General features: G+C 45.3%; 17 protein-coding genes. 8 read left to right on the forward strand and 9 right to left on the reverse strand.

Going from position 1 to position 23,061, the window contains the following annotated elements; all coding sequences use genetic code 11:
• Positions 1-21: 21 nt before the first annotated feature.
• Positions 22-1,020: a 2Fe-2S iron-sulfur cluster-binding protein gene (locus L2729_RS14310; RefSeq protein ID WP_248988872.1), complete on the forward strand. Its 999-nt coding sequence runs from the start codon at positions 22-24 to the stop codon at positions 1,018-1,020.
• A 17-nt stretch (positions 1,021-1,037) separates the two neighbouring features.
• On the opposite strand, the gene L2729_RS14315 is transcribed toward L2729_RS14310, so the two are convergent.
• Positions 1,038-1,424: a VOC family protein gene (locus tag L2729_RS14315; RefSeq protein WP_248988873.1), complete on the reverse strand. Its 387-nt coding sequence runs from the start codon at positions 1,422-1,424 to the stop codon at positions 1,038-1,040.
• Positions 1,425-1,757: 333 nt separating this feature from the next.
• Between L2729_RS14315 and L2729_RS14320 the strand changes: the two genes are divergently transcribed.
• From L2729_RS14320 to L2729_RS14330, 3 genes are all read left to right on the forward strand, one after another.
• A complete protein-coding gene (locus tag L2729_RS14320) occupies positions 1,758-2,465 on the forward strand; it encodes a DUF445 family protein (protein ID WP_248988874.1) in 708 nt (235 codons plus the stop codon).
• A gap of 140 nt (positions 2,466-2,605) precedes the next feature.
• On the forward strand, positions 2,606-2,956 hold the full coding sequence (locus L2729_RS14325; RefSeq protein ID WP_248988875.1) for a VOC family protein: 351 nt from the start codon (positions 2,606-2,608) through the stop codon (positions 2,954-2,956).
• Between the two features lie 31 nt (positions 2,957-2,987).
• Positions 2,988-3,332, forward strand: coding sequence for a 5-carboxymethyl-2-hydroxymuconate Delta-isomerase (locus L2729_RS14330; RefSeq protein ID WP_248988876.1), 345 nt, complete (start codon positions 2,988-2,990; stop codon positions 3,330-3,332).
• A 79-nt stretch (positions 3,333-3,411) separates the two neighbouring features.
• Here the strand turns inward: L2729_RS14330 and asnB are convergent, their stop codons facing one another.
• The 3 genes from asnB to L2729_RS14345 all read right to left on the reverse strand — a co-directional run bounded on the left by asnB (position 3,412) and on the right by L2729_RS14345 (position 8,140).
• The gene (gene asnB / locus L2729_RS14335; RefSeq protein WP_248988877.1) at positions 3,412-5,076 is read right to left on the reverse strand and encodes an asparagine synthase B; all 1,665 of its coding nucleotides are present in this window, start codon (positions 5,074-5,076) and stop codon (positions 3,412-3,414) included.
• Positions 5,077-5,496: 420 nt separating this feature from the next.
• Entirely contained in the window at positions 5,497-7,143 is a 1,647-nt protein-coding gene (locus tag L2729_RS14340) for a M28 family metallopeptidase (protein ID WP_248988878.1), read from the reverse strand.
• 250 nt (positions 7,144-7,393) lie between these two features.
• The gene (locus L2729_RS14345) at positions 7,394-8,140 is read right to left on the reverse strand and encodes an HAD-IIA family hydrolase (protein WP_248988879.1); all 747 of its coding nucleotides are present in this window, start codon (positions 8,138-8,140) and stop codon (positions 7,394-7,396) included.
• 333 nt (positions 8,141-8,473) lie between these two features.
• Between L2729_RS14345 and L2729_RS14350 the strand changes: the two genes are divergently transcribed.
• On the forward strand, positions 8,474-10,615 hold the full coding sequence (locus L2729_RS14350) for a TonB-dependent receptor (RefSeq protein ID WP_248988880.1): 2,142 nt from the start codon (positions 8,474-8,476) through the stop codon (positions 10,613-10,615).
• Positions 10,616-10,876: 261 nt separating this feature from the next.
• On the opposite strand, the gene L2729_RS14355 is transcribed toward L2729_RS14350, so the two are convergent.
• Together L2729_RS14355 and L2729_RS14360 are read right to left on the reverse strand one after the other, a co-directional pair.
• Complete coding sequence (locus tag L2729_RS14355) at positions 10,877-13,696, reverse strand: FAD-binding and (Fe-S)-binding domain-containing protein (RefSeq protein ID WP_248988881.1); 2,820 nt, start codon at positions 13,694-13,696, stop codon at positions 10,877-10,879.
• A gap of 76 nt (positions 13,697-13,772) precedes the next feature.
• A complete protein-coding gene (locus L2729_RS14360; RefSeq protein WP_248988882.1) occupies positions 13,773-15,416 on the reverse strand; it encodes an L-lactate permease in 1,644 nt (547 codons plus the stop codon).
• 711 nt (positions 15,417-16,127) lie between these two features.
• Here L2729_RS14360 and L2729_RS14365 point away from each other — a divergent pair.
• Together L2729_RS14365 and L2729_RS14370 are read left to right on the forward strand one after the other, a co-directional pair.
• Positions 16,128-17,528 (forward strand): cache domain-containing protein, encoded by a 1,401-nt coding sequence (locus L2729_RS14365; RefSeq protein WP_248988883.1) that lies wholly within the window; start codon positions 16,128-16,130, stop codon positions 17,526-17,528.
• Complete coding sequence (locus L2729_RS14370) at positions 17,525-18,145, forward strand: response regulator (protein WP_248988884.1); 621 nt, start codon at positions 17,525-17,527, stop codon at positions 18,143-18,145. The genes L2729_RS14365 and L2729_RS14370 overlap by 4 nt, the downstream gene beginning before the upstream one ends.
• A 361-nt stretch (positions 18,146-18,506) precedes the next feature.
• On the opposite strand, the gene L2729_RS14375 is transcribed toward L2729_RS14370, so the two are convergent.
• From L2729_RS14375 to purM, 3 genes are all read right to left on the reverse strand, one after another.
• On the reverse strand, positions 18,507-19,577 hold the full coding sequence (locus L2729_RS14375) for a DcaP family trimeric outer membrane transporter (protein ID WP_248988885.1): 1,071 nt from the start codon (positions 19,575-19,577) through the stop codon (positions 18,507-18,509).
• Between the two features lie 768 nt (positions 19,578-20,345).
• Complete coding sequence (gene purN / locus L2729_RS14380; protein ID WP_248988886.1) at positions 20,346-20,990, reverse strand: phosphoribosylglycinamide formyltransferase; 645 nt, start codon at positions 20,988-20,990, stop codon at positions 20,346-20,348.
• Positions 20,990-22,030, reverse strand: coding sequence for a phosphoribosylformylglycinamidine cyclo-ligase (purM, locus tag L2729_RS14385; protein WP_248988887.1), 1,041 nt, complete (start codon positions 22,028-22,030; stop codon positions 20,990-20,992). The genes purN and purM overlap by 1 nt, the downstream gene beginning before the upstream one ends.
• 218 nt (positions 22,031-22,248) lie before the next feature.
• Here purM and upp point away from each other — a divergent pair, with 218 nt between their 5' ends.
• Entirely contained in the window at positions 22,249-22,875 is a 627-nt protein-coding gene (upp, locus tag L2729_RS14390) for a uracil phosphoribosyltransferase (protein WP_101089685.1), read from the forward strand.
• The last annotated feature ends 186 nt before the right edge of the window (positions 22,876-23,061 follow it).

Here is a 23,061-nt window from a genome sequence, read left to right on the forward strand (position 1 = left end):
ATTGAGAAAAAACCTTCCCCAATGACTACTTTCTTTTTAGATGGCCAAGCTTTTGATTCAGATGAAGATGAATCTGTACTCGAGACCCTCATTCGCAGTGGTAACTCGATAAACTACTCCTGCAAAAAAGGGGCTTGTAAAACGTGCTTGGTACAGCATGTGGGGGGAGAACTGTCCCCAGGTTCGCAGCGTGGCTTAAGTGCTCGCCTCAAAGCCAATCATTACCTCTGTACTTGTCAGTGCCAACCCACAGAAGGACTCAAACTCAAAACGGTGATTGAGCAAGACTTGTTTGTGTCTGCGCAATTGGTTGAGCGCATTTTTATGACCGAAAGTGTAATGAAAGTAGTGATTAAATTGTCTGAAAACCTTGATTGTTATGCTGGGCAATATATCAATCTCAGGCGATTTGATGGACTGACACGCAGTTACGCCATTGCTAAGGTGTTTGACGACAATGTCATCGAGCTGCATATTACCCGAAAATATAACGGTCAATTTAGCGGTTGGCTATTTAGTACCGCCAGTATCGGTGAGCAACTCCTCATTCAAGGGCCTTTAGGTCAATGTATCTATAAAGCAACATATCAGCAGGATAAGCTTATCTTAATCGGCCATGGTGCGGGTATCGGCGCCGTGATGGGCATTGTTGAGCAGGCACTAGACATGTCGCATCAAGCTGATATCTATCTCTATCATGGCGCTCGCACAGCAGAGGAACTTTACCTGCATAAAAAATGCTTATCTTTGATGTTGGCGCACAAGAATGTCTACTATCGCGCCTGTATTACCGCTGCGGCCCCGGTTGATTTGGTTGAGAAACGTTGCCTGCAAATACAACCTTTTGAGCTTGCTGCCAAGGAACACCCCATTAATCGTCATAACAGAGTGTTTCTTTGCGGGGAACCTGAAGCCGTAGTTAAAGCGCAGCAGCAAGCATTTTTAGATGGATTTGAATACGCAAAAATTCACGTATTACCATTTGAATATAAAGATTTACGCACGGTTAAACGAGGTTGATTTGAATCTGGTGTTGATCATTTATCGGCATCAATGTAGCTAATCGCGGCGATAATGGCCCCTTGTGGGTCTTTTAACCAACAAAAACGTCCAATACCAATAATATCTTCTGGGCCAAATAAAATATTTGCGCCGAGTTCATGGGCTTTGTCAGCGACTTCATCGACATTTTTCACTGTGATATATCCTGTCCAATTACTTGGCATTGCCGGTGCTGGGCTTTGCGCTATACCGCCGATATCAACGCCATTATTGATAATGATATGGTAAGGCGCATCGGCAACAACAATGGTCTTAAATTGCCAACCAAAGACCTGACTATAAAATACCATTGCTTCTTCACTGCTGCTGGCGGTTAATTCATGCCAACTCAATGAGCCTGAACTGTTTGATGTGGGGATCATCAGTGTTCCTCGATAGGTATTGCTGAAATAAGTGTAGCTTCAACATTGCCGTAAGGGGTAAATAAACCGAGGTGACGGCTATTTCACTGCGGTTGACAGTCCCTATCAGCCTCCTAAGAGATTGAAGCTCACTGTCATTGAGCGATATCGGCAATCTTATCCTCTAAAGAGACTGATGATTGAAGCAAGTCAATCCAAGACCATGTTATCCAACAATGGCTTACTCTGTGTTGTCTGCCGCGATTTGCACTAAGCAACATATTATTGTGTTGCTTAGTGTCTTTAACGGGAGGTAACATAGCCCGTTTTCAATCATGCTCATGGGGAATTAGCTTGAATAAAAGTGTTGTTACCAATTTAATCGCTGCGATAGCGGTGCTCGCCGGCTACCTTCTAGCTTCGCCTATTTTATTGACGGTAGGGCTGTTTGCATTGTCAGGTGCGGTGACTAACTGGCTTGCTGTTTATATGCTTTTTGAGAAAGTGCCTGGCCTTTATGGTTCTGGCGTGGTGCCTTCGCGTTTTGAAGAGTTTAAAGAGGGTATCTCTCATCTAATGATGAAGCAGTTTTTTACCGAAGAAAATATTGAACGATTTTTGTCACAGCAAGGCGATGCTGAGAAGCATATCAATTTGGCACCCGTCATTGAAAAACTCGATCTTTCGCCTGCATTTGACGCACTGGTTAGCACTATTTCACAGTCTTCATTCGGGGGGATGTTATCGATGTTTGGCGGGACCGAGGCAATACAACCACTGCGTGAGCCATTTATTGAAAAAATGAAAGCGTCGCTGAGTGATATATCGCAATCAGATCAGTTTTATGAATTATTAAAAGCTGAGCTAGAGCAGAGCAACATGATTGATGACATGCGCGTTAAAGTCGAAGAGATTGTCACGCAGCGTTTAAATGAGTTAACACCTGAACTAGTCAAAGAAATTGTACAAGATATGATTAAGAAGCACCTAGGTTGGCTTGTTGTTTGGGGCGGCATTTTCGGTGGTTTAATCGGCTTAGCTGCAGCGCTGCTTCAAAGTTGATTTAACTTGGGTTGATGGCAAGTCATAGATTATGAAAGGGAGCTTAGGCTCCCTTTTTTGTCGCCTGTTTTCTATAGGCTTGAGGCTGAACGTGATATGGTTTTAGTCATAATAAGTTTTTTCGTTACAGGGAGCAACTGATGAGCCAGCATAATACGATTAACTATTTGGAAATGCCCGTGAATAATATTCAGGCAACAAAAGATTTTTTTAGCCAAGTGTTTGCTTGGGAGTTTGTTGATTACGGACCTGAATATAGCTGTTTTTTGAACGCAGGGATCACCGGTGGGTTTTACCTTTCGAAGCAAAGTTTCACCTTAACTAAAGGCTCACCGTTAGTGGTGCTCTATTCAAATGATCTAGGTCTATCAATGCAAAATGTGACTGCGGCCGGTGGACAAGTGAGTAAGGATATTTTTTCATTCCCAGGCGGGCACCGGTTTCACTTTCTTGATCCTAATGGTAATGAATTTGCTGTATGGTCTGAATAGTAAAGCAAACTTAAAATAAGAAGGGCTGAACATGCCACATTGTGTTATCGAGTACGCTAAACCGTTAAAGCACGTCATATCAGTAGAAGCATTGGTAGAAGCGATACATCAGGCTCTGATTGATTCAGATTTATTTGAACCGCAAGCGGTTAAAACTCGCGCTCATGCTATGGACCATTTTCGGGTCGGCGAAGATGAAGCCAATACTTTTGTTCATGTTCATATGGCCATTATGCCAGGACGCACTGATGAGCAAAAAGCGCAACTTCTGGAGCGGGTATTTGAGTCTATTTCACTGATAACCAACGTGGTTAGCAGCGTTACCATGGAAATCGTCGACATTAACAAACAGCATTATTTAAAAGTGATTAACTAAATCACTTTTAGCTTTTTATTAAGCAAATAAAAGCCACTCAATCGAGTGGCTTTTTACTGAGACAATTATCCGTTACTGCTTAGTAAGCACTGTCGTGGACAGATTGCACCGCTCGTCCTGATGGGTCGATGATGCCTTGTAGACTTTCATCCCACGCCAATGCTTCTGGGGTCGAGCATGCTACCGACTTTCCACCGGGTACGGTTTCAGCTGCGCTGGCAAGCGGGAATAACTCTTCAAAGAAGGTGCGATAGAAGTAGGCTTCTTTCGTTTCAGGTGTGTTGTATGGGAACCTAAATTTTGCATTGGCCAGCTGCAGATCATCAACTTTAACGGCTGCATGCTCTTTTAGGCCGTCTATCCATGAGTAACCAACGCCATCACTGAACTGTTCCTTTTGGCGCCAAGTCACCTCTTTTGGTAACTTATGCTCAAACGCCTTACGTAAAATGTGCTTTTCAATCTTGCCATCTTTTGACATTTTAGCTTCTGGGTTAATACGCATTGCTACGTCCATAAATTCTTTGTCCAAGAAGGGGACACGGGCTTCTAATCCCCATGCCGCCATGGCTTTGTTTGCGCGTAAGCAATCAAACAGGTGTAACTTATCGAGCTTACGCACTAATTCTTCATGGAAGGCTTGTGCATTGGGGGCTTTATGGAAGTACAGGTAGCCACCAAATAGCTCATCAGCACCTTCTCCAGATAACACCATTTTAATGCCCATGGCTTTAATCTTACGCGCCATTAGGTACATAGGTGTTGCGGAACGAATAGTGGTCACATCATAGGTTTCAAGATGATAAATCACATCTTTAATAGCATCGATGCCATCTTGGAAAGTAAAGGTGATTTCATGGTGAATCGTGCCAATGGCATCCGCTACTTTTTTTGCAGCAATCAGATCAGGAGCGCCCGCAAGGCCGACGGCAAAAGAGTGTAACTGTGGCCACCATGCGCTGGTTTCACCATCATCTTCAATGCGTCGTTTAGCAAATGTCTGGGTAATAGCTGAAATGACCGATGAGTCTAATCCACCAGAAAGGAGCACGCCGTATGGGACGTCTGACATCAATTGACGTTTAACGGCAGCTTCGAGTGCGTCTCGCACCTCTTCACTGCTGGCTGGGTTGCTTTGAACTGCGGCAAAATCACGCCAATCACGCTGGTAGTATTGAGTCAGCTCACCTATTCCACTTGATAGATAGTGACCAGGTGTAAAGGTTTCAACTGTTTTACATACAGGCATCAGCGCTTTCATTTCTGAAGCGATATAAAAGTTGCCTTCGCTATCTCGACCGGTATACAGCGGAATAATGCCCATATGGTCGCGACCAATTAAATAAGTATCTTTAGCTTTGTCGTATAAAACGAAGGCAAAAATGCCGTTGAGCTTATCTAAAAACTCAGTACCGTATTCCTGATATAAAGCCAGAATGACTTCACAGTCAGAGTTTGTTTGGTAACTATACTTATCGCCAAGTTCTGCTTTAAGCTCTTTGTGGTTATAGATCTCACCATTTACTGCCAGAACAATACTTTCATCTTGGCTTAGTAATGGCTGCGCGCCATGTTCAATATCGACAATGGCTAAACGTTCATGGGCCAGAATAGCTTTATCACTGCTGTGAATTCCAGACCAGTCGGGTCCACGATGGCGTAACAGTTTTGACATTTCAAGTGCAACTTGGCGCAGTGGCACTGCGTCAGATTGAATATCTAAAATAGCGAAAATTGAACACATAGGTCACTCCAAAAAATGTCAGTCTTAATCTCAATTGAGTATTACTCTGCCATTGAAAATGAATAAGCACAAATTAGTTTTTGATGTTTTATCGATAAAGCAGCTATTATAACGATATAATTCTTAGTTTTTTAATTGATAAAATATATAATTAATAATAATACCCTCTATATGTTGTCGAATGTGTATTTTAACTTGTATGATTTGGCTTCTACTCAATATATGATAATACACAGCAGATAATGACAATAATTAGCGTGCTTCGGTTAATTAAGTGACGTCTGACGTAAAATCGCGATTAACAGGGCTTAATGAGCACAGCGAATGAATCAAGGAGAGCAAGGGAATGCATAAAAAAACGCTCGAAAGCGGATAGCTCTCGAGCGTTAATAACCATATTAATCGTGACTCAGGCTGTGATTAGTTCTGCTCTGCTTTTGCCGGTCTGAGTGAGTGAAACTCTGTGCCGCTAAAATAGCCCGGCCAGTCGCTGTTATTACCCAATACTGTTGCTGCATCGTAGTAGATGGCTAAATCTTCTAACGCGCCACTTAAGTCCCAGTCTTCGCGGTACTCGTCACAGAGATTGTGATAACAGCCTTTCATCTTTTGCTTCATCATTGTTTTGTACTGTGCGGTGGCCTCATCAATGGGTTCGCTACCGCCGCCAGCGAAGACTGCGGGTACGCCTTGCTTTGCAAAACTGAAATGATCAGAACGGAAGAATCCACCCGATTCAGGGTGCTTTTCACTGGTTGCACTGCGGTTTTGCGCTGTAACCGCCGTAATCAGATAATTCTCTAACTCCGACTTACCTTTACCGACGATGGTGTAATCTGCAGTGCGACCATAAATGTTGGTGCTGTCTAAGTTAAACACGGCAACGGTTTTATCCAATGGGTATACCGGGTTTGATGCATAATAACGAGAACCGAGTAAGCCTTGCTCTTCCCCTGTTGTTGCCACAAAGGTGACTGAACGGGCAAGTGGGTTACCATTCTTAGCTTGCTTGGCAAATTGACGTGCAATCTCTAATATGCCGGCTGTGCCAGAGGCATTGTCGAGTGCACCGTTGTAGATCTGATCGCCATCTTTTCTTGGGTCAAGGCCGAGATGATCCCAGTGAGCGGTGAATAGGATCTGCTCATCTGCACGGCTTTTGCCTGCAAGGGTAGCAACCACATTATAGCTGTTGGCGTATTCTGCTTTATTTTCGAACGCGATAGAAGCCGTTTGGTTAAGCGGTATGTTAATGGCACTGCTCGCGGCGCGATCTGACACAGTGCTAAGAGAAAGACCGGCTTTTTCGAATAACTGAGTGGCGACATCAAGCGTCATCCAACCTTCAACTTCAATCCACTTATCTTGCTCTTCTTGAGTGCGAACAAGATCTTGCTGTGCACCAGTCCAACTGTTTTCAACAACTGACCAAGGGTAAGAGGCTGGCTCGGTATCATGAATGATAATGGCACCTAGAGCACCTTGGCGGCTGGCTTCTTCGTACTTGTAGGTCCAGCGACCGTAGTAAGTCATCGCTTTACCGTTGAACTTTCCAGATGTTGGTAGAGCAAATCCTGGGTCATTAACTAAAATCACCGCAATTTTGCCCGTCATGTCAAGATCTTGGTAATCGTTCCATTGATACTCCGGAGCGTTGATCCCATAACCAACAAAGACTAGCGGCGCATTCGCAATATCAACCTTACTGATATCATGACGGCTGCCTACAACCACATCTTGACGATGTTGCAATTGCATATCACCGAAACGGATAGACTGCTGCTCAGATGCGGTATAGGTCACCATTGGCACTGCTTGAAGGTAATCTTTGCCATTGGGTTTAGCTAAGCCCATTTCAGCAAACGCCTTGCTAAGGTAGTCGAGTGTTAGCTGTTCGCCTTTGGTGGTTGGCGCGCGTCCTTCAAATTCATCTGAAGCGAGCACTTTTATATCTTGGCGGAAACGAGATTCATCAAAGGAGACTTTTTCTGGGGTGACAACGTCTGTCGTATGTTGGCTGCACGCGCTGAGTAAGGCGAGTGCACAGACTGGGAGTATAGTGCGCATTAATAGGTCCTATTATTGTTGTTTTAGACTTTTGTATTGTAATTGATAGTTCATTGAGAACTTTAGGTGACAATAATGGCGGAAACTAGCCCATGATGACAAGAGGGCGAGGGCTTGAAAGTGTTACTTAATATTGCATTTTGGTTATTAATATCGCCAAGTAAATAACCATCGTCATGTTTGATAGCATTGAACTTGGCGATATAGGGTTAACTCAGTTTTTTCCGCTAACGTTATCCGGAGTTTTAGTTTAAACCACGTCAATATCACCAGCGCAGCTAAAGACATGATTTGGCCTAAAGGGTTCTTTCTCTATATCTTCCAAAGAGCTCACGCCACTGGTGACTAATATGGTTTCGAGTCCAGCTTGAAAACCCGCGAGTATATCTGTACGCATATTATCGCCGATGATAATGGTGTCTTCAGAATGGCCATCAATATGGTTGAGCGCTGAGCGGATAATCCATGAGCTTGGCTTACCGACATAAAAGGGCATCTTGCCGGTAATACGTTCTATTGGTGCGCAAAGGGCACCACATGCAGGGCTAAAAGCGGGGCCATGAGTGTCTGGGTTAGTAGCAATAAATCGCGCCCCAGCGCTGATGAATTTGGCGGCTTTATGGATCATCTCCCAGTTATATGAGCGCGTCTCGCCCACGATGACAAAATCAGGGTTGATATCGGTGATGGTAAAGCCGGCTTTATATAGCTCATGAGTCAGCGCACCTTCGCCAATCACAAAGGCTTTAGTGCCTGTTTGATGTTTGAGAAAATCAGCAGTCGCCATCGCCGAGGTGTAAAAGCACGCTTCGGGAATGTTAATGCCTGCTGCCCCTAATCTGTTTTGTAAGTCCTTGCCAGTTTGGACAGGGTAGTTTGTCAACACAACCAGAGGATTACCTTGTTCTAATACTCGATGAATAAAGGTATCACTGCCGGGGATTAATTTATTGTCATGCAGTAACACACCATCGATATCGCAAATAATATTCTTCATCGGTCTCTCTTAGAGTCTAAGGACATGCATTTGGAGTGTTGTTTATATAATGCCAAATCAGCTGAGAAAACAATGATTTTTATCTTAGAGACTGCATTTTGTAACGCGGGTTATGCCGTCCTTCATCGTTACTTGAATCAAATCGACTAAATTTAGTGACTCACACTAAGGAAGCGTAATCCAATTGAAGGATTAGGTTCGTTGTAATGTATCAATTTTAGCCAAGGTAGGACGATGCAAGTGCAGGGTAGGTGTGTAAAGGTTGTGTAAGTAAGTTGCTTTTCTTGTCTAAATGTAAATAATAGTCGTTCTCATTTACATATGGAAAGACAAGTGAAATTAAGTATTTTAGGATTGGCGGTATTGAGTGCTTTGGCTGTGACTTCGACTCAAGCAAAGGAAACTACACTACCGACAGCGGAAGATGATGGCATAGAGCATATTCTGGTAACAGCTTCTCCATTTGCGCAAAAGTTAAGTGATACTCCCAATTCAGTTTTTATCGTCTCAGAGGAGGAGCTCGATCTTCAACGTGTCGTTGCGCGCAACCTTTCTGAAATGATCTCTAATCTGGTTCCTGGTTTTTCGCCGAGTACTGAAACGATGTCGACCTTTGGTCAAAACTTTCGTGGCGGTAAAGCGATAGTGATGATTGATGGTGTGTTGATTTCAACGACGTTACGCGCCGGTGGGCGTGATCTACAGTCAATCTCAGTCGATGTCATCCAAAGCATTGAGGTGATCAAGGGTGCAAGTGCCATGTATGGCAACGGTGAAGCCGGGGCCATCATTAATGTGATTACTAAGAAGCCTACTGTTAATTTTGAAATGCAGACGCGCGTTGGCGTCGAAGCTTTTTCGGATGAATTGTCTGATGCAGGCTACAGTGTGTCACAGAGCTTTTCGGGTACCACTGACTTTGATTTAGGTTATTTGCTGAATTTGTCTGGTAAAGACCGCGGCAATTTGTATGACTCAGATGGTAACCAATTACCTGGTGCACCTAATAGCCAAGGTGGCATGGGCGATGCTGATGAATATGATGTGCTATTCAAATTAGAGCAAGAGATGGATAACGGTCGTTTTGCACTGCTCGCACATCACTACAATATAGAGAATAAACTGCACTATAAGCGCACCGTTAATGATGAAAATGGCTTAGTTGAAATTGACAAAAGCGCGCCATATACCGGCTCTAATCCTAAAACCAAGCTCAGCACGATTCAGCTTACCTACGACAATGACGATGTCCTTAACCAGCAATTAAGTCTGTCTACTTACTACAGCAAAGTGAATGTCGGCTATGAGTCGGACTCTGAAATTGTATCTAAGCGCAGTGGATTTAAAGCCGCGATGCAGTGGACCATCAATGACACTAGCCGTCTGGCTTATGGTGTTGAATATGGACGAGATAATACTGAACAAGGCAGAATGCGAGATGTAATCGTGGGTCAAGATGTAGGTGGAAACCTTGAAACACAGTCGCAGTATATCTGCTCTGTATGTGATTTAACTGAAACCAAGTTAAGCCCATTTGCGCAATACTGGAATCAGCTCACAGACGATCTCACCTTACAAATTGGTTTGCGGTATGAAAATTTTGAAATAGAGGTACCAGATTACCAGCGTTATAAAAGAGGGGTATTGTCAGAGAAACAAGGTGATACGTTAAAATATGATAAACCACTGGTCAATCTAGGCTTGGTATATCGCATCGCTGATAACACCGATCTCTTTGCGAGTTTCTCGCAGGGTTATTCTCATGCAGATATGCGTATGCTCAGAGATATGCCGGTTGATAGTGTTAGTGAGTTTGCAGATGATATTCCGGCAACTCAAACCAATTACTATGAAACAGGTTTGCGCTACGGTGCTGATGCGCTGCAAGCGAGCCTGTCTTTCTTCTACTCAGACATTACAGATGGTTATGCCTACGACTACAACGTTGATGCTGAGCTTGTTAAGCGCGTGGCTGCGGTTATTGTTGCAGATGAAGAGATCTGGGGCTTTGAAGCGACGCTGGACTATCAGATTAGCCAAGCCGTTAAGTTAGGCACTAGTGTGTCTATGTCTGAAGGAAAACGTACTAACAGTGAAACAGGCGTTGATTATTGGATGAATGGCACCAGAATCACTCCGATTAAAGCATCTATTTATGGCGACTATCGCTTTAACGATATGGCATCGCTGCGTTTACAGGCTAACTACGTCGGCAATAGGGATAAGAACAGCCCTGAGAGCGATGCAGGTTATAGCTATTACGAGTCGCCTTATGATGGCTACACCTTAGTCGATTTGGTCACTACATTTGATACTGACTACGGGCGTTTAACCTTGGGTATTGATAACTTACTTAATGAAGATTATCAGCCGTTAGTCTCACAAATGAACAAAGAAGTTGTTTGGGAGCAATATCGTAATCAATTCTCTGGCTACGGTCGTCGTTTGGCACTGGAATACAGTATCAACTATTAGAAGGTGACTATAGCGAAATAACTAAGATAATTTTCGAGCATAAGAAAAAGTATCTTGAGCTGTTCAACCACACTTAATGGGCTCTAATCCCTTTGTCTAGTGGTTGGTGCTCAAGGTAAGCTAGAAGGGATAGTTAACTCATCAGATTTCGTCAAACGGTGTGCAAGTATATTGAAAATGTAACGCTTCAATGTGCTATATCTTTAGATGAAAAATGGGGCTGAAATCAGCCCCATTTTAATAACGACAGTTTAGTGGCGTTTAGCCACGAGTACACTCTTCGAGCAGATAGGCCAGATGACGATAAGAGATGCCGCTGTGTTGAGTCAGACCGACTTCACACATACGGTTAGCGTAATACCCTTCATTCACATCAACCGGGATCAGCTTCTTAATATTACGTAGAGCACTGGCATTTATCTCAGGCTTATAGAGGCCTTTTTCACCTGAATAACCACAGCATTCGATCCCTGCTGGACGAATAACCTGCTTACAACAGGCATCCGCTATTGCGGTCATTTTAGGTTCAACCTTCATCGTCTTAGCGCTACAACCAAGATGCAGTGCAGCATGAGATTTCTTCTTAATGGTCAGTTTAGGCAACAATTGGTCATGCATAAACTCAACCAGATCAACGATCTCTACTTTCTCTATTAAAGCCGCATCGCCACCTAAAGTTCGCTTAGTACATGACAGCGCATCGACGATCACTGGCAGCTTTCCGCCTTGTGTCATTGCTGAAACGGCCTGAATCAATTCGAGACGTTTTGCATCAGCATTTTTAAAGTCTCCCTTAGACTCCCACATCTGGCCACAGCACAGATCTCGCGTCTTTTCCGGAGTGATAACGTTATAACCCGCTCGCTCCAGTAACGTGACCACAACTTCTGGTAGCGGTCGTTTATCGGTATCAACCGGTGTAGGACCGAAGGTGCGACCACCACAAGCAGGGAAGTAAACGACCGTTTCCTGTCCAGGCTTAGGTGCTGAAACCTTGGGAAGCTTGCCGCCTTTAGCAAAAGAAGGATTCCAGTAAGGAACTTCACTGCTGAGCAATCGTCCGGCCTTCATCATAGTGCCGGTGATGCCGTCGCCGGTGACCTTGTGGATGACACCCAGCATATCGAAACCGGTACTGATCACGCCGTTGACCAAGCCAAAGTGCTTAGCCTGAAAATCGAGGAACTTTTGTTGACCACTGCTGATGGTCGGGGTTCTCAATTTACGTACTAATTGCCCCATTTTATTATCCACTGGGCAGGCGATTGTGCACATCTGACAGGCGGCGCAAGTATCGATAACATCGTACTTAGCGGCGGCGCGCAGGGTATCGGCGGCCTGCTGATCACCGCTTTGCTCCAGACGAGCGATCTCACGCAAGGTCGCAATACGTTGACGAGGGGTGAGGTTCAGAGCCGATGTCGGGCAGGTCTTTTCACAGAAACCACACTCAAGACATTTATCGACAAAGTCATCGACTACCGGACAAGGCTTAATGTTCTTGACGTGGACTTTGGGATCATCGTTTAAGATGACTCCGGGGTTCAGGATCCCCTGAGGATCGAAAAGCTGCTTAATGCTCTTCATCAGAGCATAGGCTTCTTGTCCCCATTCCATCTCCACATAAGGTGCGACCGCGCGACCTGTACCATGCTCGGCTTTCATCGAGCCGTCATACTTGTTAATCACCATGTCGGCAATTGCATCCATGAAGGCATGGAAATTGTCGATATCACCCTGAGTCGAGAAGGTTGGCGTAATGATAAAATGGAAGTTACCGGCTAATGCATGGCCATAGATGCAGCCTTCAGGATAACCAAATTTGTGCATGAGTGCGGTAATATCACTCGCGGCGGTAGCTAAGTGTTCAAGCTCGAACGCCACATCTTCGATAATAACCGACGTGCCTTTGGGACGTTCACCCGCAACGATAGGGAACAAGCCTTTACGCATAGCCCAGTACTCGCCATATACGGCAGCATCGCTGGTAAAGCTGATCGGACGTAGAAAATCAAATCCTTCGAGCTTAGTGATCACATCTTTAGTGTAGGTATCTAAGGTGTCGGCGTCATCGGCACGGGATTCTATCAGCAAGATAGCTGACAGCGGTGGCAACTCAGATAACCACTCAGGCATCCCAGGTTTGCCGGTCACGGCCTTGATAGAGGGCCAGTCAAGTAGTTCGGCTGCGGCAACACTGCCGCCGTTAATCAATGGAATTGAGCGGGCAGCATCTTCCATGTTGTGGTAAACGGCTAGGGCAGAGGCTTTAAATTTGGCTTCATTGACGGTGTGGTAGGTGACTTCGTTAATGAAGGCCAATGTACCTTCCATGCCGACCATTAGGTGATTGATGATGTCAAATGGATCGCTGAAATCGACTAAGGCATTGATGCCGTAACCTGTGGTGTTTTTAATGGAAAATTTCTTACGAATTTTGTCGGAAAGTACAATGTTGTGACGCGTCTTATGCGCCAGTTCATGGACTTCTTCAAGCATTTGTCCATGAGATTTGGCGAATGCGACTTTAGATTTTTTACAGCCCGTGTCGAGCTCGGTACCATCGGCAAACAGCAACTTGGCTGACGCTATAGTCTGGTAACTATTTTGTGCGGTGCCGCAGCACATACCCGAGGCATTGTTAGCCACAATACCACCCACCATGGCCGAGGCAATCGTCGCCGGATCCGGGCCTATTTTACGGTTTAGTGGCGCTAACGCTGCGTTGGCATCAGAACCTATGACGGCAGAGCCAAGGGTGATCTGTCTGGCATCGTCGCTGACTTCAATCTTTCTGAAACCATCATGGCCCAGAATAAGCAATATCCCTTCACCAAGGGCCTGACCGGCCAGACTGGTACCCGCTGCGCGGAAAGTCACAGGCGCATTATGCTCACGAGCCACGGCTAGAGTACGCTTAACTTCTTCCATGTTTTCGGCATGAACAACGACCTCAGGTACAATCCTGAAATAGCTAGCATCGGTTGACCAAGCGAAACGACGAACATACTCATCCGTCACTGGTTTTTCACCCAGTTGCTTACGTAAATCACTCACTACAGCTTTATAATTTATCGACATGGAGATATCTCTTTACTTGCAATGATTAAGAGCAATCAGAGCCGGAATTTGGGCTCTGATTATTTGAGTATTATGTTTAGAATCCGCCCCACACGAAGGCTATGCTGCCTGCGATCATGGCGTAAGCTAGCGCTACCGGCATTGTCTTACGAATAATTTCAGATTCACGACCTGCCATACCCACTACCGTCGCAGCGGCAACGACGTTCATCACACACATCATATTACCGGCGTTGGCGCCAATGCCTTGGAGTGCCAGTGCCATAGCGTGGTTCATGCCAATGCTATCGGCGACGCTGTACTGTAGGCCTGAGAACATCATGTTGGAGAAGGTGGCGCTACCTGATAGGAAAGCACCGAAAATACCGACGATAGGGGCAACCCAAGACCATACCGCGCCCATGCTGCCTGCTAAGGTATCAGCTAGGGCAACAGGCATAGATGTTAGACCCGCCGCATTTTCACCTGAGTTAAGAAAAATCTTCACCATAGGCACAGAAGCGCCCAGTGAAATGATGGTTGGAACCATTGAGCGGCACGATACCGTAATAGACTCTTTGATGGCTTTCTTGTTCATTTTGAACAGGAAGAAACCTAGAATACACACGGCGATGAAGAAGGCGCCTGGTGCATACAGAGTCTTGAATCCGGCACCTAGCTCGGTGCCTAACAGTCCGGTCCACTTGATGTTAAAACTTAGCAACCATGATTTTAGCGGACCAATAACACGCGATAGCACCAACAAGGCTGCCATGATGATATAGGGAGTCCAGGCTGCAATTTGCGAGAACTTAGCCGTAGAAGCTACTTTAGATTCTTTTTGGCCGTCATTTTCGGCAAAATCATTCCAGGGAGTTTTAGGCAGCATAATGCCTTTTTTGGCAACCGGGATAACAATAGCCATACCCACAAGGGCACCGATAACAGAGGGGAACTCGGGGCCAGCGACGAAGTTAATGATCCAGGCTGGAACCGTGAATGCCAGTCCGGCAAACAGCGCAAACTTCCAGATAGCTAAGCCTTCGGCGAATGACTTGTTACGACCGAAGAAGCCTGTCAGCAAGGACACCATGACCAGCGGGATTAGGGTACCAGTGACAAGATCTATGGTGATCATGTGCATGGCAATAAACTGAGCATAATCGGCAAAGCTGCCACCATGCTGAGCAATCTGTTCGGCCGCCATGTTAACGCCACCAGAAGTCAGACCTTGTTCCATACCAAACAGTACTGGTAGACCAATTGCGCCGAAGGATACGGACGCAGAATCAGCAATCAAGGCAACAACTGCAGCGGCAATAGGGGGAATACCCAATAACACCAGTAAAGGCGCGCCGATAGCCGCCGGTGTACCAAAGCCCGCACTACCTTCGATGAATGAGCCAAACAACCAACAGATAATGATGACCTGGACGCGGGCATCGGCACTGATATTGGTGAAACCTGCGCGAATGGTATCCATCGCGCCTGAATACTTCAGGGTATTAAGCAAGAACACGGCACCAAAGATGATACTCAGTGGTGTCAATGCAGCAAGCAATCCTTCGACGACGGAAGCCGCCAAAAAGGTCGTATCCATCTGCCAGACAAACACGGCGGCTAGGCCAGTTAAGACTGCAGAAATGGGCATTGCTCGGGATGCGGGCATCTTCAGTAATACTAAAAATAGCATTACGCTGATCACCGGCGTTAAACTTGCGAGTAGTTGAATAAAGGTCATGCTTGCCTCTTATTATCGTATTTTTATTTAGAGTTATTTCTAGTTAATAGCGGTTTTGTTGACTCGTTGGTTACTGTCATTTGCCATGTGCGCTGACCTGAGGTCAGATGCCCGGCAAATGTATTATCTACAGCTAATCATATGGCTTTATAAGGGCTTTTTTTATCCGTGTTTGCACCTAATGCAACTAAGGGTTTACACGTAGAGAGGTTGGTTTATCCGTGTTTAAACTTACGATTCACTTGACGCTAATCCGAGCAGGTATTGATTTTTAATATGTTAATACAGTGCGTTACGATATTTAAGATGCGATTTCAGTTAACTTGTTGCAGGGGGCGATTCTAGAGGACTGGCGATATGATGTAGATCAACTTTGTAACGATTAACCGTGAAATGTGTTATCGATGCGTGTTGAGATACGGTAGCAAGGTTGGTACACGACACTGAAGCTGAAAATGAACATGACCGTTGAGTCCGATTGTAAACTGGTGTTTTTTGTATTTTTTTGATGGTTTCGACTACATATCTTAAATATTAATGACTGCGAGTGTCTGGCTGCGTTGCTCTTGTTAAGATGATTTATTTGCCCTTCCTTTGATTTAACCCCCCTATAATATAGGTATTGGTTGCGACTTGGTGGTTAATTAACTGTTAATATAACTTCCGTTTTGCGGGGGAGTGTTCCCGGATATTGAGGAATAGTTATCAGCGATGAATATTAACCATAAGTTACAGCTAATCACCGTACTTCCACTCATTATATCTCTGATGCTGGTGCTGTTCGTGACTCAAATGCAGTATAGAGATCTCTCCCAGCATGTAGTCGACGTTTATCGGCAGAGTATTATCGATCACCGCAAAGAAGAATTGAAAAATTATCTGGCGATCGCCAACGTGGCGATCAAGCATCTCTATCAAAATAAGAGTGATGACAAGCAACAAACCCAGCAAGAAGTTAAGTCTATGCTGGCCAATATGCGCTTCGGTAAAAATGGGTATTTCTTCGCCTACGATCTGAATGGCAATAGCCTAGTCTTACCCGATCAGGAGTGGCGGGTCGGTAAAAACTGGCTAGACTTGGCTGACGACAACGGGGTCCACTTTATCCAAGAGTTAATCTCAGGGGCGAGGAAAGGCGGCGGTTATCTGAGCTACCAATTCAATCAACCCTCTAATGACGGCCAACTGGGACAAAAACTTGCCTATGCCGAGGTGTTGGGACAGTGGGAGTGGATGTTTGGTACTGGCGTTTATATTGATGATATCGATAAGGAAGCGGCATTATTGAGCACCGCTATTGGTAGTCATATCCGCAACACCTCCCTTATGACTCTGACGATAGGTACCTTAGCGGTCAGCGCCGTGTTTATAGGTGGCATCTTTATGCGTGTGGGTGAAAAACGACTCGCAAATGCTAAGCTCAGAACCCTCAATGAGCGGATTTATCAGACTCAGGAAGAGGAATGTAAGCGGGTTTCCAGAGAGTTGCACGATGGGGTTAGCCAAACTATTGCCGCGGCTCTATTTGCTATGGAAACCGCCCAATTGAAACAGGAATTTGGTGGTGATTCCGGTCCAGAACTGGAAAAGTCGATTACACTCACGCGGCAGATTATGCTGGATATCCGTAATATCTCGCATCAGTTACATCCAGCCATCCTCGAAGACTATGGACTGGGCGCAGCGTTAAAAGAGCTGGGCAGAGAGTTTTCGTTGCGCACTGGTATAGACGTCAAGGTGCAGCGATTATCGGTACGCAAGATCCTATCAACCGAACTTAGCTGCGCACTTTACCGCATTGTGCAAGAGTCGCTGACCAATATTGAACGTCACTCTGGGGCAAAAAACGTGCTGATTTCGATCGGACTAACTCCGGGATGGCTGACCCTGGAAGTTAATGATGATGGTCTAGGGTTTAACTATGAATGCTTTGAGAAAAAATCGACCCCGTTTGAGGGAATAGGCCTGAGGAATATGAAGGAAAGAGTGAATTTTTATAATGGTGAGCTCAAGGTGGAGTCAACGATTGGAAAAGGAGTGACGCTGGTGGCACGTATTCCCCAGAGTGAGTTGCGTTATCGAGCCGATAGTGCCACTGGAGGACTGTTATGATCCGTGTGCTTCTGGTGGACGATCATCCCCTGTTTCGCGAAGGGTTGCGGTATCGTTTAAGCCTAGACAGTGATATTGAGGTGCAAGCAGAAGCTGACAATGGTCTCCAAGCATTGGCCATCCTCAAGGATATGCCGATCGATCTAGTGTTGACGGATATTAATATGCCGCAGATGGATGGCATGTATCTGCTTGAGTTGATTAAAGAGCAGGAAATGTCATGCAAGGTGGTGATGTTGAGCATGCATGACAACAGAGAATATATTATGGCGGCAATGCGCTACGGTGCTGATGGCTACATTCTTAAAGATGTACCCGGTAAAGAATTGATTGAAGCTATAAAAAAAGTTGCTGCCGGCAAGCGCTATTTCAGTGCCGAAGTTGTAGATACCTTGTCGCAGGAGCTTGCCAGTGGCAAGCAAGTCTTGGTTACCCAGCGGGAGCAGTTGGTGTTACGGTTGATATCGCTGGGGATGAACAATAAACGCATTGCGCTGGAGATGAATGTCAGTGTACGCACGGTCGAAACCCACAAGCGAAATATCAAACAGAAACTGGCGATAGACAGTACGGCCGGTCTGGTGCGTTATGCCATCGATCATGGCTTGGATCGATAACACTATTCATGCCGTTGCCGTATTGAAAAAATCCCCGAAGCGGGGTCATGCTTCGGGTTAAAACATGGCTAATTAGCCATGTTGTGGGAGTTAAGTTAGAGCGCCTTCATATTTTTGGTCAAGGGACAAGGCCAACCATCCCACTGGATGACCTTTTGGAACTTATTCTCTCGGGGCAGATGGATGACTGCCAGTTTGAGTGCTTATTTACCCGCTATGCTTGCCTGATTGATCATGGCAAGTGCGCGGGTTTTTAACTAGGGAAAGTGGCGACATAAATGAGATTATGCCGCGCTGTAATTAAGAGTCAGTGCTTGGCCAAAAACACAGCTCATAAATATTGTATGCGTAACGTCTGTTATCAGAGTACATACTTGGCCGAAAGCTGCATGTAATCAGAGTCAGCACTGTCAGTGGCGGAGATATCAGCATCATAGTTGCCGAATTCAACGCCCACACTTAACTGCTTGGTAAGCTGCTGGATCAGGTTGATACCGTAATGATTTCGATCTGAGTCAGCATTCACACCATTGAAATCTGCAACTTCAGAGTGGCCGTAGTAAGCGGTAGATCGCAAGTCGTCAGTCCAAAAGTGGCGATAAGCGACGGTATAGGCTTGCGTTACCAGCAGATCACCACTGCCATCGGCATTGACCTTGTCACCAGGGTTGTGGCCAGGTGAAATATAACGGCCTGCAGCGCCTGCGTTGTAGGCGAAACGGAAGTCATCTTTACCGAAGGTATTGATTTTACCGCTTATGCTGTAAGCCAACTGAGTGCCGTCGGCATGACCAGCCACACCGTTATCATCGAAGGTGCGAGCCAGCGCGGCAATCGCCACCTGGCCAAAATCGCCTTTGTAAGTGTAACGAACCACTGCATCGGGAATACTTTGGTTGGCATCGGTAGCATTGGCTGGGTTTTCCAATGCCAGCTCTAGACCACCATTAGTATAACGAATCTGGGTTTGACGAACGAATACTTGACCGACGTGCGCTCCACCAAAGTCCAGTGCATCGGCGATAGAAACCAGTGGCATAAAGGTTGACCAGGTCTGGCCAACCTTCCAGTTCTTGTAAGTAATAAAGGCATGACGCATACGTGGAGTGTATGAGTTAGAAACCAATGCGTTACCGCCACCACCGTAAAAATCATACTCGAGAAACCCTGTCACCTCGCCATGAGTGAACTTTACATTGAAGCGCGATTCTTTGGCTTGGAGGCTGGTTTGATTGGTATCGGGTGCGCTGGTACTGCTACCAATCCAGAAGTCACGATAAGCCTGGTCGCCACTGACATTACGCAAGTCGGCTTTGAAGTAGCCGCCGAAGGTCAACTTCGAGCTTTCGTCGATTTGGACTTCGTAACCAGCGAAAGAAGATGCTGAGAAAAATGCAGCTACCACTAACGCCGTTTTAGTTATTCTATTCATCAAGGTGCCTTATTTGAATTTGTTGATCAGTTAGTTGTTGTTTGTCTTGAGCGGTGACCTAGGATCAGATGCCCGGCAAACTTATGGTTTATCTGCGGCTACCATATGGCTTTATAGGTGCTTTTTTTATCCGTGTTTGCACCTAAGACGACTAAGGGTTTACCCGTAGAAATGCCGGTTTTCCGTGTTAAGGCTTGCGATTTTTTGAGAGTGAGTAACGGAGGGGTAATCTTTTTAACAAATAAATACAATAAGTTACGGCGTTGTTTATCGAGTGTAAGTTAACTGATCGCCAGGAATGATTCTAGGCGGCTGGGGAGTTGATGTAGATCAACTTTGTAACGATTAGTCGTAAAGTGTGTTACCGACGAGTGAAGGAGAGGTCACGAGATAGGATTAAGAGGGCGAAGCGAATAAGGTCAAATATTATTGTAGAGCAACTGATGTAGATGTAACCGTGACTATCCATGACATGAGCTCACAGGTATTGTGCTTGGGCTGTGTCACGGAAGTCTCTGCAGCTTTATACCAGTGTCATCATCGACATTGTTTTCCGAACTTTTTTGGTAAAGTGCCTATTTAGCAAATAATTGACGTGCTAATACCTGCGTTTGTATTCGCTTTAATTGACTGGGTGGCAAAGGATACTAGGGGTCACTCTTGAGGAGGTCTCTACATTGGGTAAGCGCATGAGGCCGCGTTAGTGCTGAAAATAAAAAAGGGCACAGAAAAGTGCCCTTTGTAATGCAATACTGGTTTTAAGGCCGCTTAGTCAACAGCGTAACCGTTTGCAGCAAGTGCTTGACCATCAAGCTGTGCTATACCATTAACCATCTGCAATCGTTGTTGGCTAAACCATTTTACAACGAGTGGATAGATAGCGTGTTCTTGTTCGTGGACGCGACCTGCCAGAACCTCAACAGAATCATCTTCATAAACAGGGACATTGGCTTGCAAAATTACCGGACCTGAATCTAGCTCTGGTGTCACAAAATGCACACTCGCGCCATGTTCAGTATCTTTTGCGTCAATAGCGCGTTGATGCGTATTCAAGCCGGTATATTTGGGCAAGAGAGAAGGGTGGATATTAATCATCTTCCCTTCAAAGCGCATGACAAAATCATCACTCAATATGCGCATAAAGCCAGCCAAGACAACTAAGTCAGGTTGATACTTTGCTATCGCACTAAAAAGTCTTTCATCATATTCAGGTCTTGTTTCGCCTTCATGAGCGATAACGCAGCTGGTATCAATTTCATTCTGGTGAGCACGTATCAATCCGAAAGCGTCGGGTTTATTACTAATGACGCCAACAACTTCTGCTTGTACGTTATCATCACAGCCATCAATAATGGCCTGTAGATTACTGCCATTACCAGAAATTAATACTAAAACGCGACAGCTCTGAGACATTACAAGATCTCCACTTGCTCTTCGTCACCGTTACGCTTAGCAATGTTACCTAGCAGCCATGCGTTTTCGCCTTCGGCATTCAGTAGCTTAAGTGCTGAGTCAACTTTATCGGCTGGCAGTGCGATAACCATGCCTACGCCGCAGTTGAATGTACGGTACATTTCAAATTCTGCAATGTTGCCTTTTTCCATCAACCAGTTAAAAACAGCAGGCCACTGCCAAGAGTCACTTTTAACGACCGCTTTGCAATCTTCTGGTAAAACGCGTGGGATATTTTCCCAGAATCCGCCACCAGTGATGTGCGACATTGCATGAACATCTGACTGTTCAATCAATTTAAGCAGTGATTTTACATAAATTTTTGTAGGTTCTAGCAAATGGTCAATCAGCGGCTTTCCAGCAAGTTCTTGCTCTGGATCTGCTTTGCTGACTTCTAATACCTTACGGATTAGAGAGAAACCATTTGAGTGAGGACCGCTTGAAGCGAGAGCGATAAGTGCATCACCGTCTTGCACCTTAGTGCCGTCAATGATGTCAGCTTTTTCAACAACACCGACACAGAAACCAGCTAGGTCGTAATCATCGCCTTCATACATACCTGGCATTTCAGCAGTTTCACCGCCTATGAGTGCACAACCAGATTGTACGCAGCCTTCAGCAATACCTTTCACTACGGCGGTAGCAACTTCAACGTCAAGTTTGCCAGTGGCGTAATAATCAAGGAAGAATAATGGCTCAGCACCTGAAACGATTAAGTCGTTTGAGCACATGGCAACGAGGTCAATACCGACGTTATCATGCTTTTTATAGTCAATAGCAAGGCGCAGCTTAGTGCCAACGCCATCAGTACCAGAAACCAGTACTGGATGCTTATACTTAGTTGGTAACTCACAAAGTGCACCAAAACCACCTAGGTTGCCCATAACTTCTGGACGACGAGTACGTTTAACGGCTGACTTGATGTTGTTAACTAGTGCATTTCCGGCATCAATATCAACGCCTGCATCTTTATAGCTTAGTGGGGTAGTAGGAGTGCTCACGGTGATCCTCTCGGGTACGGGTAGATCATTATAGGATTTTATGCGGCGCTATTCTAACAGTTTGTGAGTAGCCTCGAAAGCTTAGTTTTTCAATAAAGTTCGCGACAGAGGTCACGATTTAACGTCTTTTTAAAACTTTAAGTTTTCCTATGCGAACAAATCTACTAGAATCGTTGAAATTTACCGTAAAAAATACGTTAGAAAATCAGGAGAACAAGATGAAAGTCGTTGAAGTTAAGCATCCTTTGGTTCGTCATAAAATTGGATTAATGCGTAAAGGTGACGTGAGCACTAAGCGCTTTCGTGAACTAGCGGCGGAAGTCGGGAGCCTACTGACGTATGAGGCAACGGCTGACTTCGAAACTGAGAAAGTCACTATCGAAGGTTGGAATGGTCCTGTTGAAGTTGAACAGATAAAAGGCAAGAAGGTCACTGTAGTGCCAATCTTGCGTGCCGGCCTTGGCATGATGGACGGTGTACTAGAGCATGTACCTAGTGCACGTATTTCAGTTGTTGGTATGTACCGCGATGAAACAACACTTGAGCCAGTACCTTATTTTGAAAAGCTAGCCAGTGACATGCCTTCACGTATTGCCTTGGTCGTTGACCCAATGCTAGCAACTGGCGGTTCAATGATCTCAACTATTGATCTGCTTAAAGCCCGTGGTTGCACTGCCATTAAAGCCCTTGTGCTTGTGGCTGCGCCTGAAGGCGTTGCTGCACTTGAAAAAGCCCATCCAGATATTGAACTATATACAGCCTCAATTGATGACTGCCTAAACGAGCAGGGCTATATTTTGCCTGGTCTTGGTGATGCTGGTGATAAGATCTTTGGTACTAAATAGACTCTCTATTTAAAGTACACATTGATTAGACTCAGTTGATACAGTGAGTCGCTAGCATAAGAAAGGGAGCCATTGGCTCTAATGCCGTTCACTTAAGGTGAGCGGCATTTTTGTTTCTAGCATATCGTTGAGGCCGTGGCTTTACTGTTCTGGGGAATGTTCTTTCCCGCCGGGGTTCAAGTACCA

Source organism: Shewanella gelidimarina (genome assembly GCF_023283945.1).
In the GTDB taxonomy this organism is placed as follows: Bacteria; Pseudomonadota; Gammaproteobacteria; order Enterobacterales; family Shewanellaceae; genus Shewanella; species Shewanella gelidimarina.

Excerpts from the sequence above, each read along its gene's own strand:
- L2729_RS14365 (WP_248988883.1), top strand. The coding sequence starts at position 16,128 with ATGAATATTAACCATAAGTTACAGCTAATCACCGTACTTCCACTCATT.
- L2729_RS14325 (WP_248988875.1), top strand. The coding sequence starts at position 2,606 with ATGAGCCAGCATAATACGATTAACTATTTGGAAATGCCCGTGAATAAT.
- L2729_RS14360 (WP_248988882.1), bottom strand. The coding sequence starts at position 15,416 with ATGACCTTTATTCAACTACTCGCAAGTTTAACGCCGGTGATCAGCGTA.
- L2729_RS14330 (WP_248988876.1), top strand. The coding sequence starts at position 2,988 with ATGCCACATTGTGTTATCGAGTACGCTAAACCGTTAAAGCACGTCATA.
- purN (WP_248988886.1), bottom strand. The coding sequence starts at position 20,990 with ATGTCTCAGAGCTGTCGCGTTTTAGTATTAATTTCTGGTAATGGCAGT.
- L2729_RS14310 (WP_248988872.1), top strand. The coding sequence starts at position 22 with ATGACTACTTTCTTTTTAGATGGCCAAGCTTTTGATTCAGATGAAGAT.
- L2729_RS14315 (WP_248988873.1), bottom strand. The coding sequence starts at position 1,424 with ATGATCCCCACATCAAACAGTTCAGGCTCATTGAGTTGGCATGAATTA.
- upp (WP_101089685.1), top strand. The coding sequence starts at position 22,249 with ATGAAAGTCGTTGAAGTTAAGCATCCTTTGGTTCGTCATAAAATTGGA.
- L2729_RS14340 (WP_248988878.1), bottom strand. The coding sequence starts at position 7,143 with ATGCGCACTATACTCCCAGTCTGTGCACTCGCCTTACTCAGCGCGTGC.
- L2729_RS14345 (WP_248988879.1), bottom strand. The coding sequence starts at position 8,140 with ATGAAGAATATTATTTGCGATATCGATGGTGTGTTACTGCATGACAAT.
- L2729_RS14375 (WP_248988885.1), bottom strand. The coding sequence starts at position 19,577 with ATGAATAGAATAACTAAAACGGCGTTAGTGGTAGCTGCATTTTTCTCA.
- L2729_RS14355 (WP_248988881.1), bottom strand. The coding sequence starts at position 13,696 with ATGTCGATAAATTATAAAGCTGTAGTGAGTGATTTACGTAAGCAACTG.
- L2729_RS14370 (WP_248988884.1), top strand. The coding sequence starts at position 17,525 with ATGATCCGTGTGCTTCTGGTGGACGATCATCCCCTGTTTCGCGAAGGG.
- asnB (WP_248988877.1), bottom strand. The coding sequence starts at position 5,076 with ATGTGTTCAATTTTCGCTATTTTAGATATTCAATCTGACGCAGTGCCA.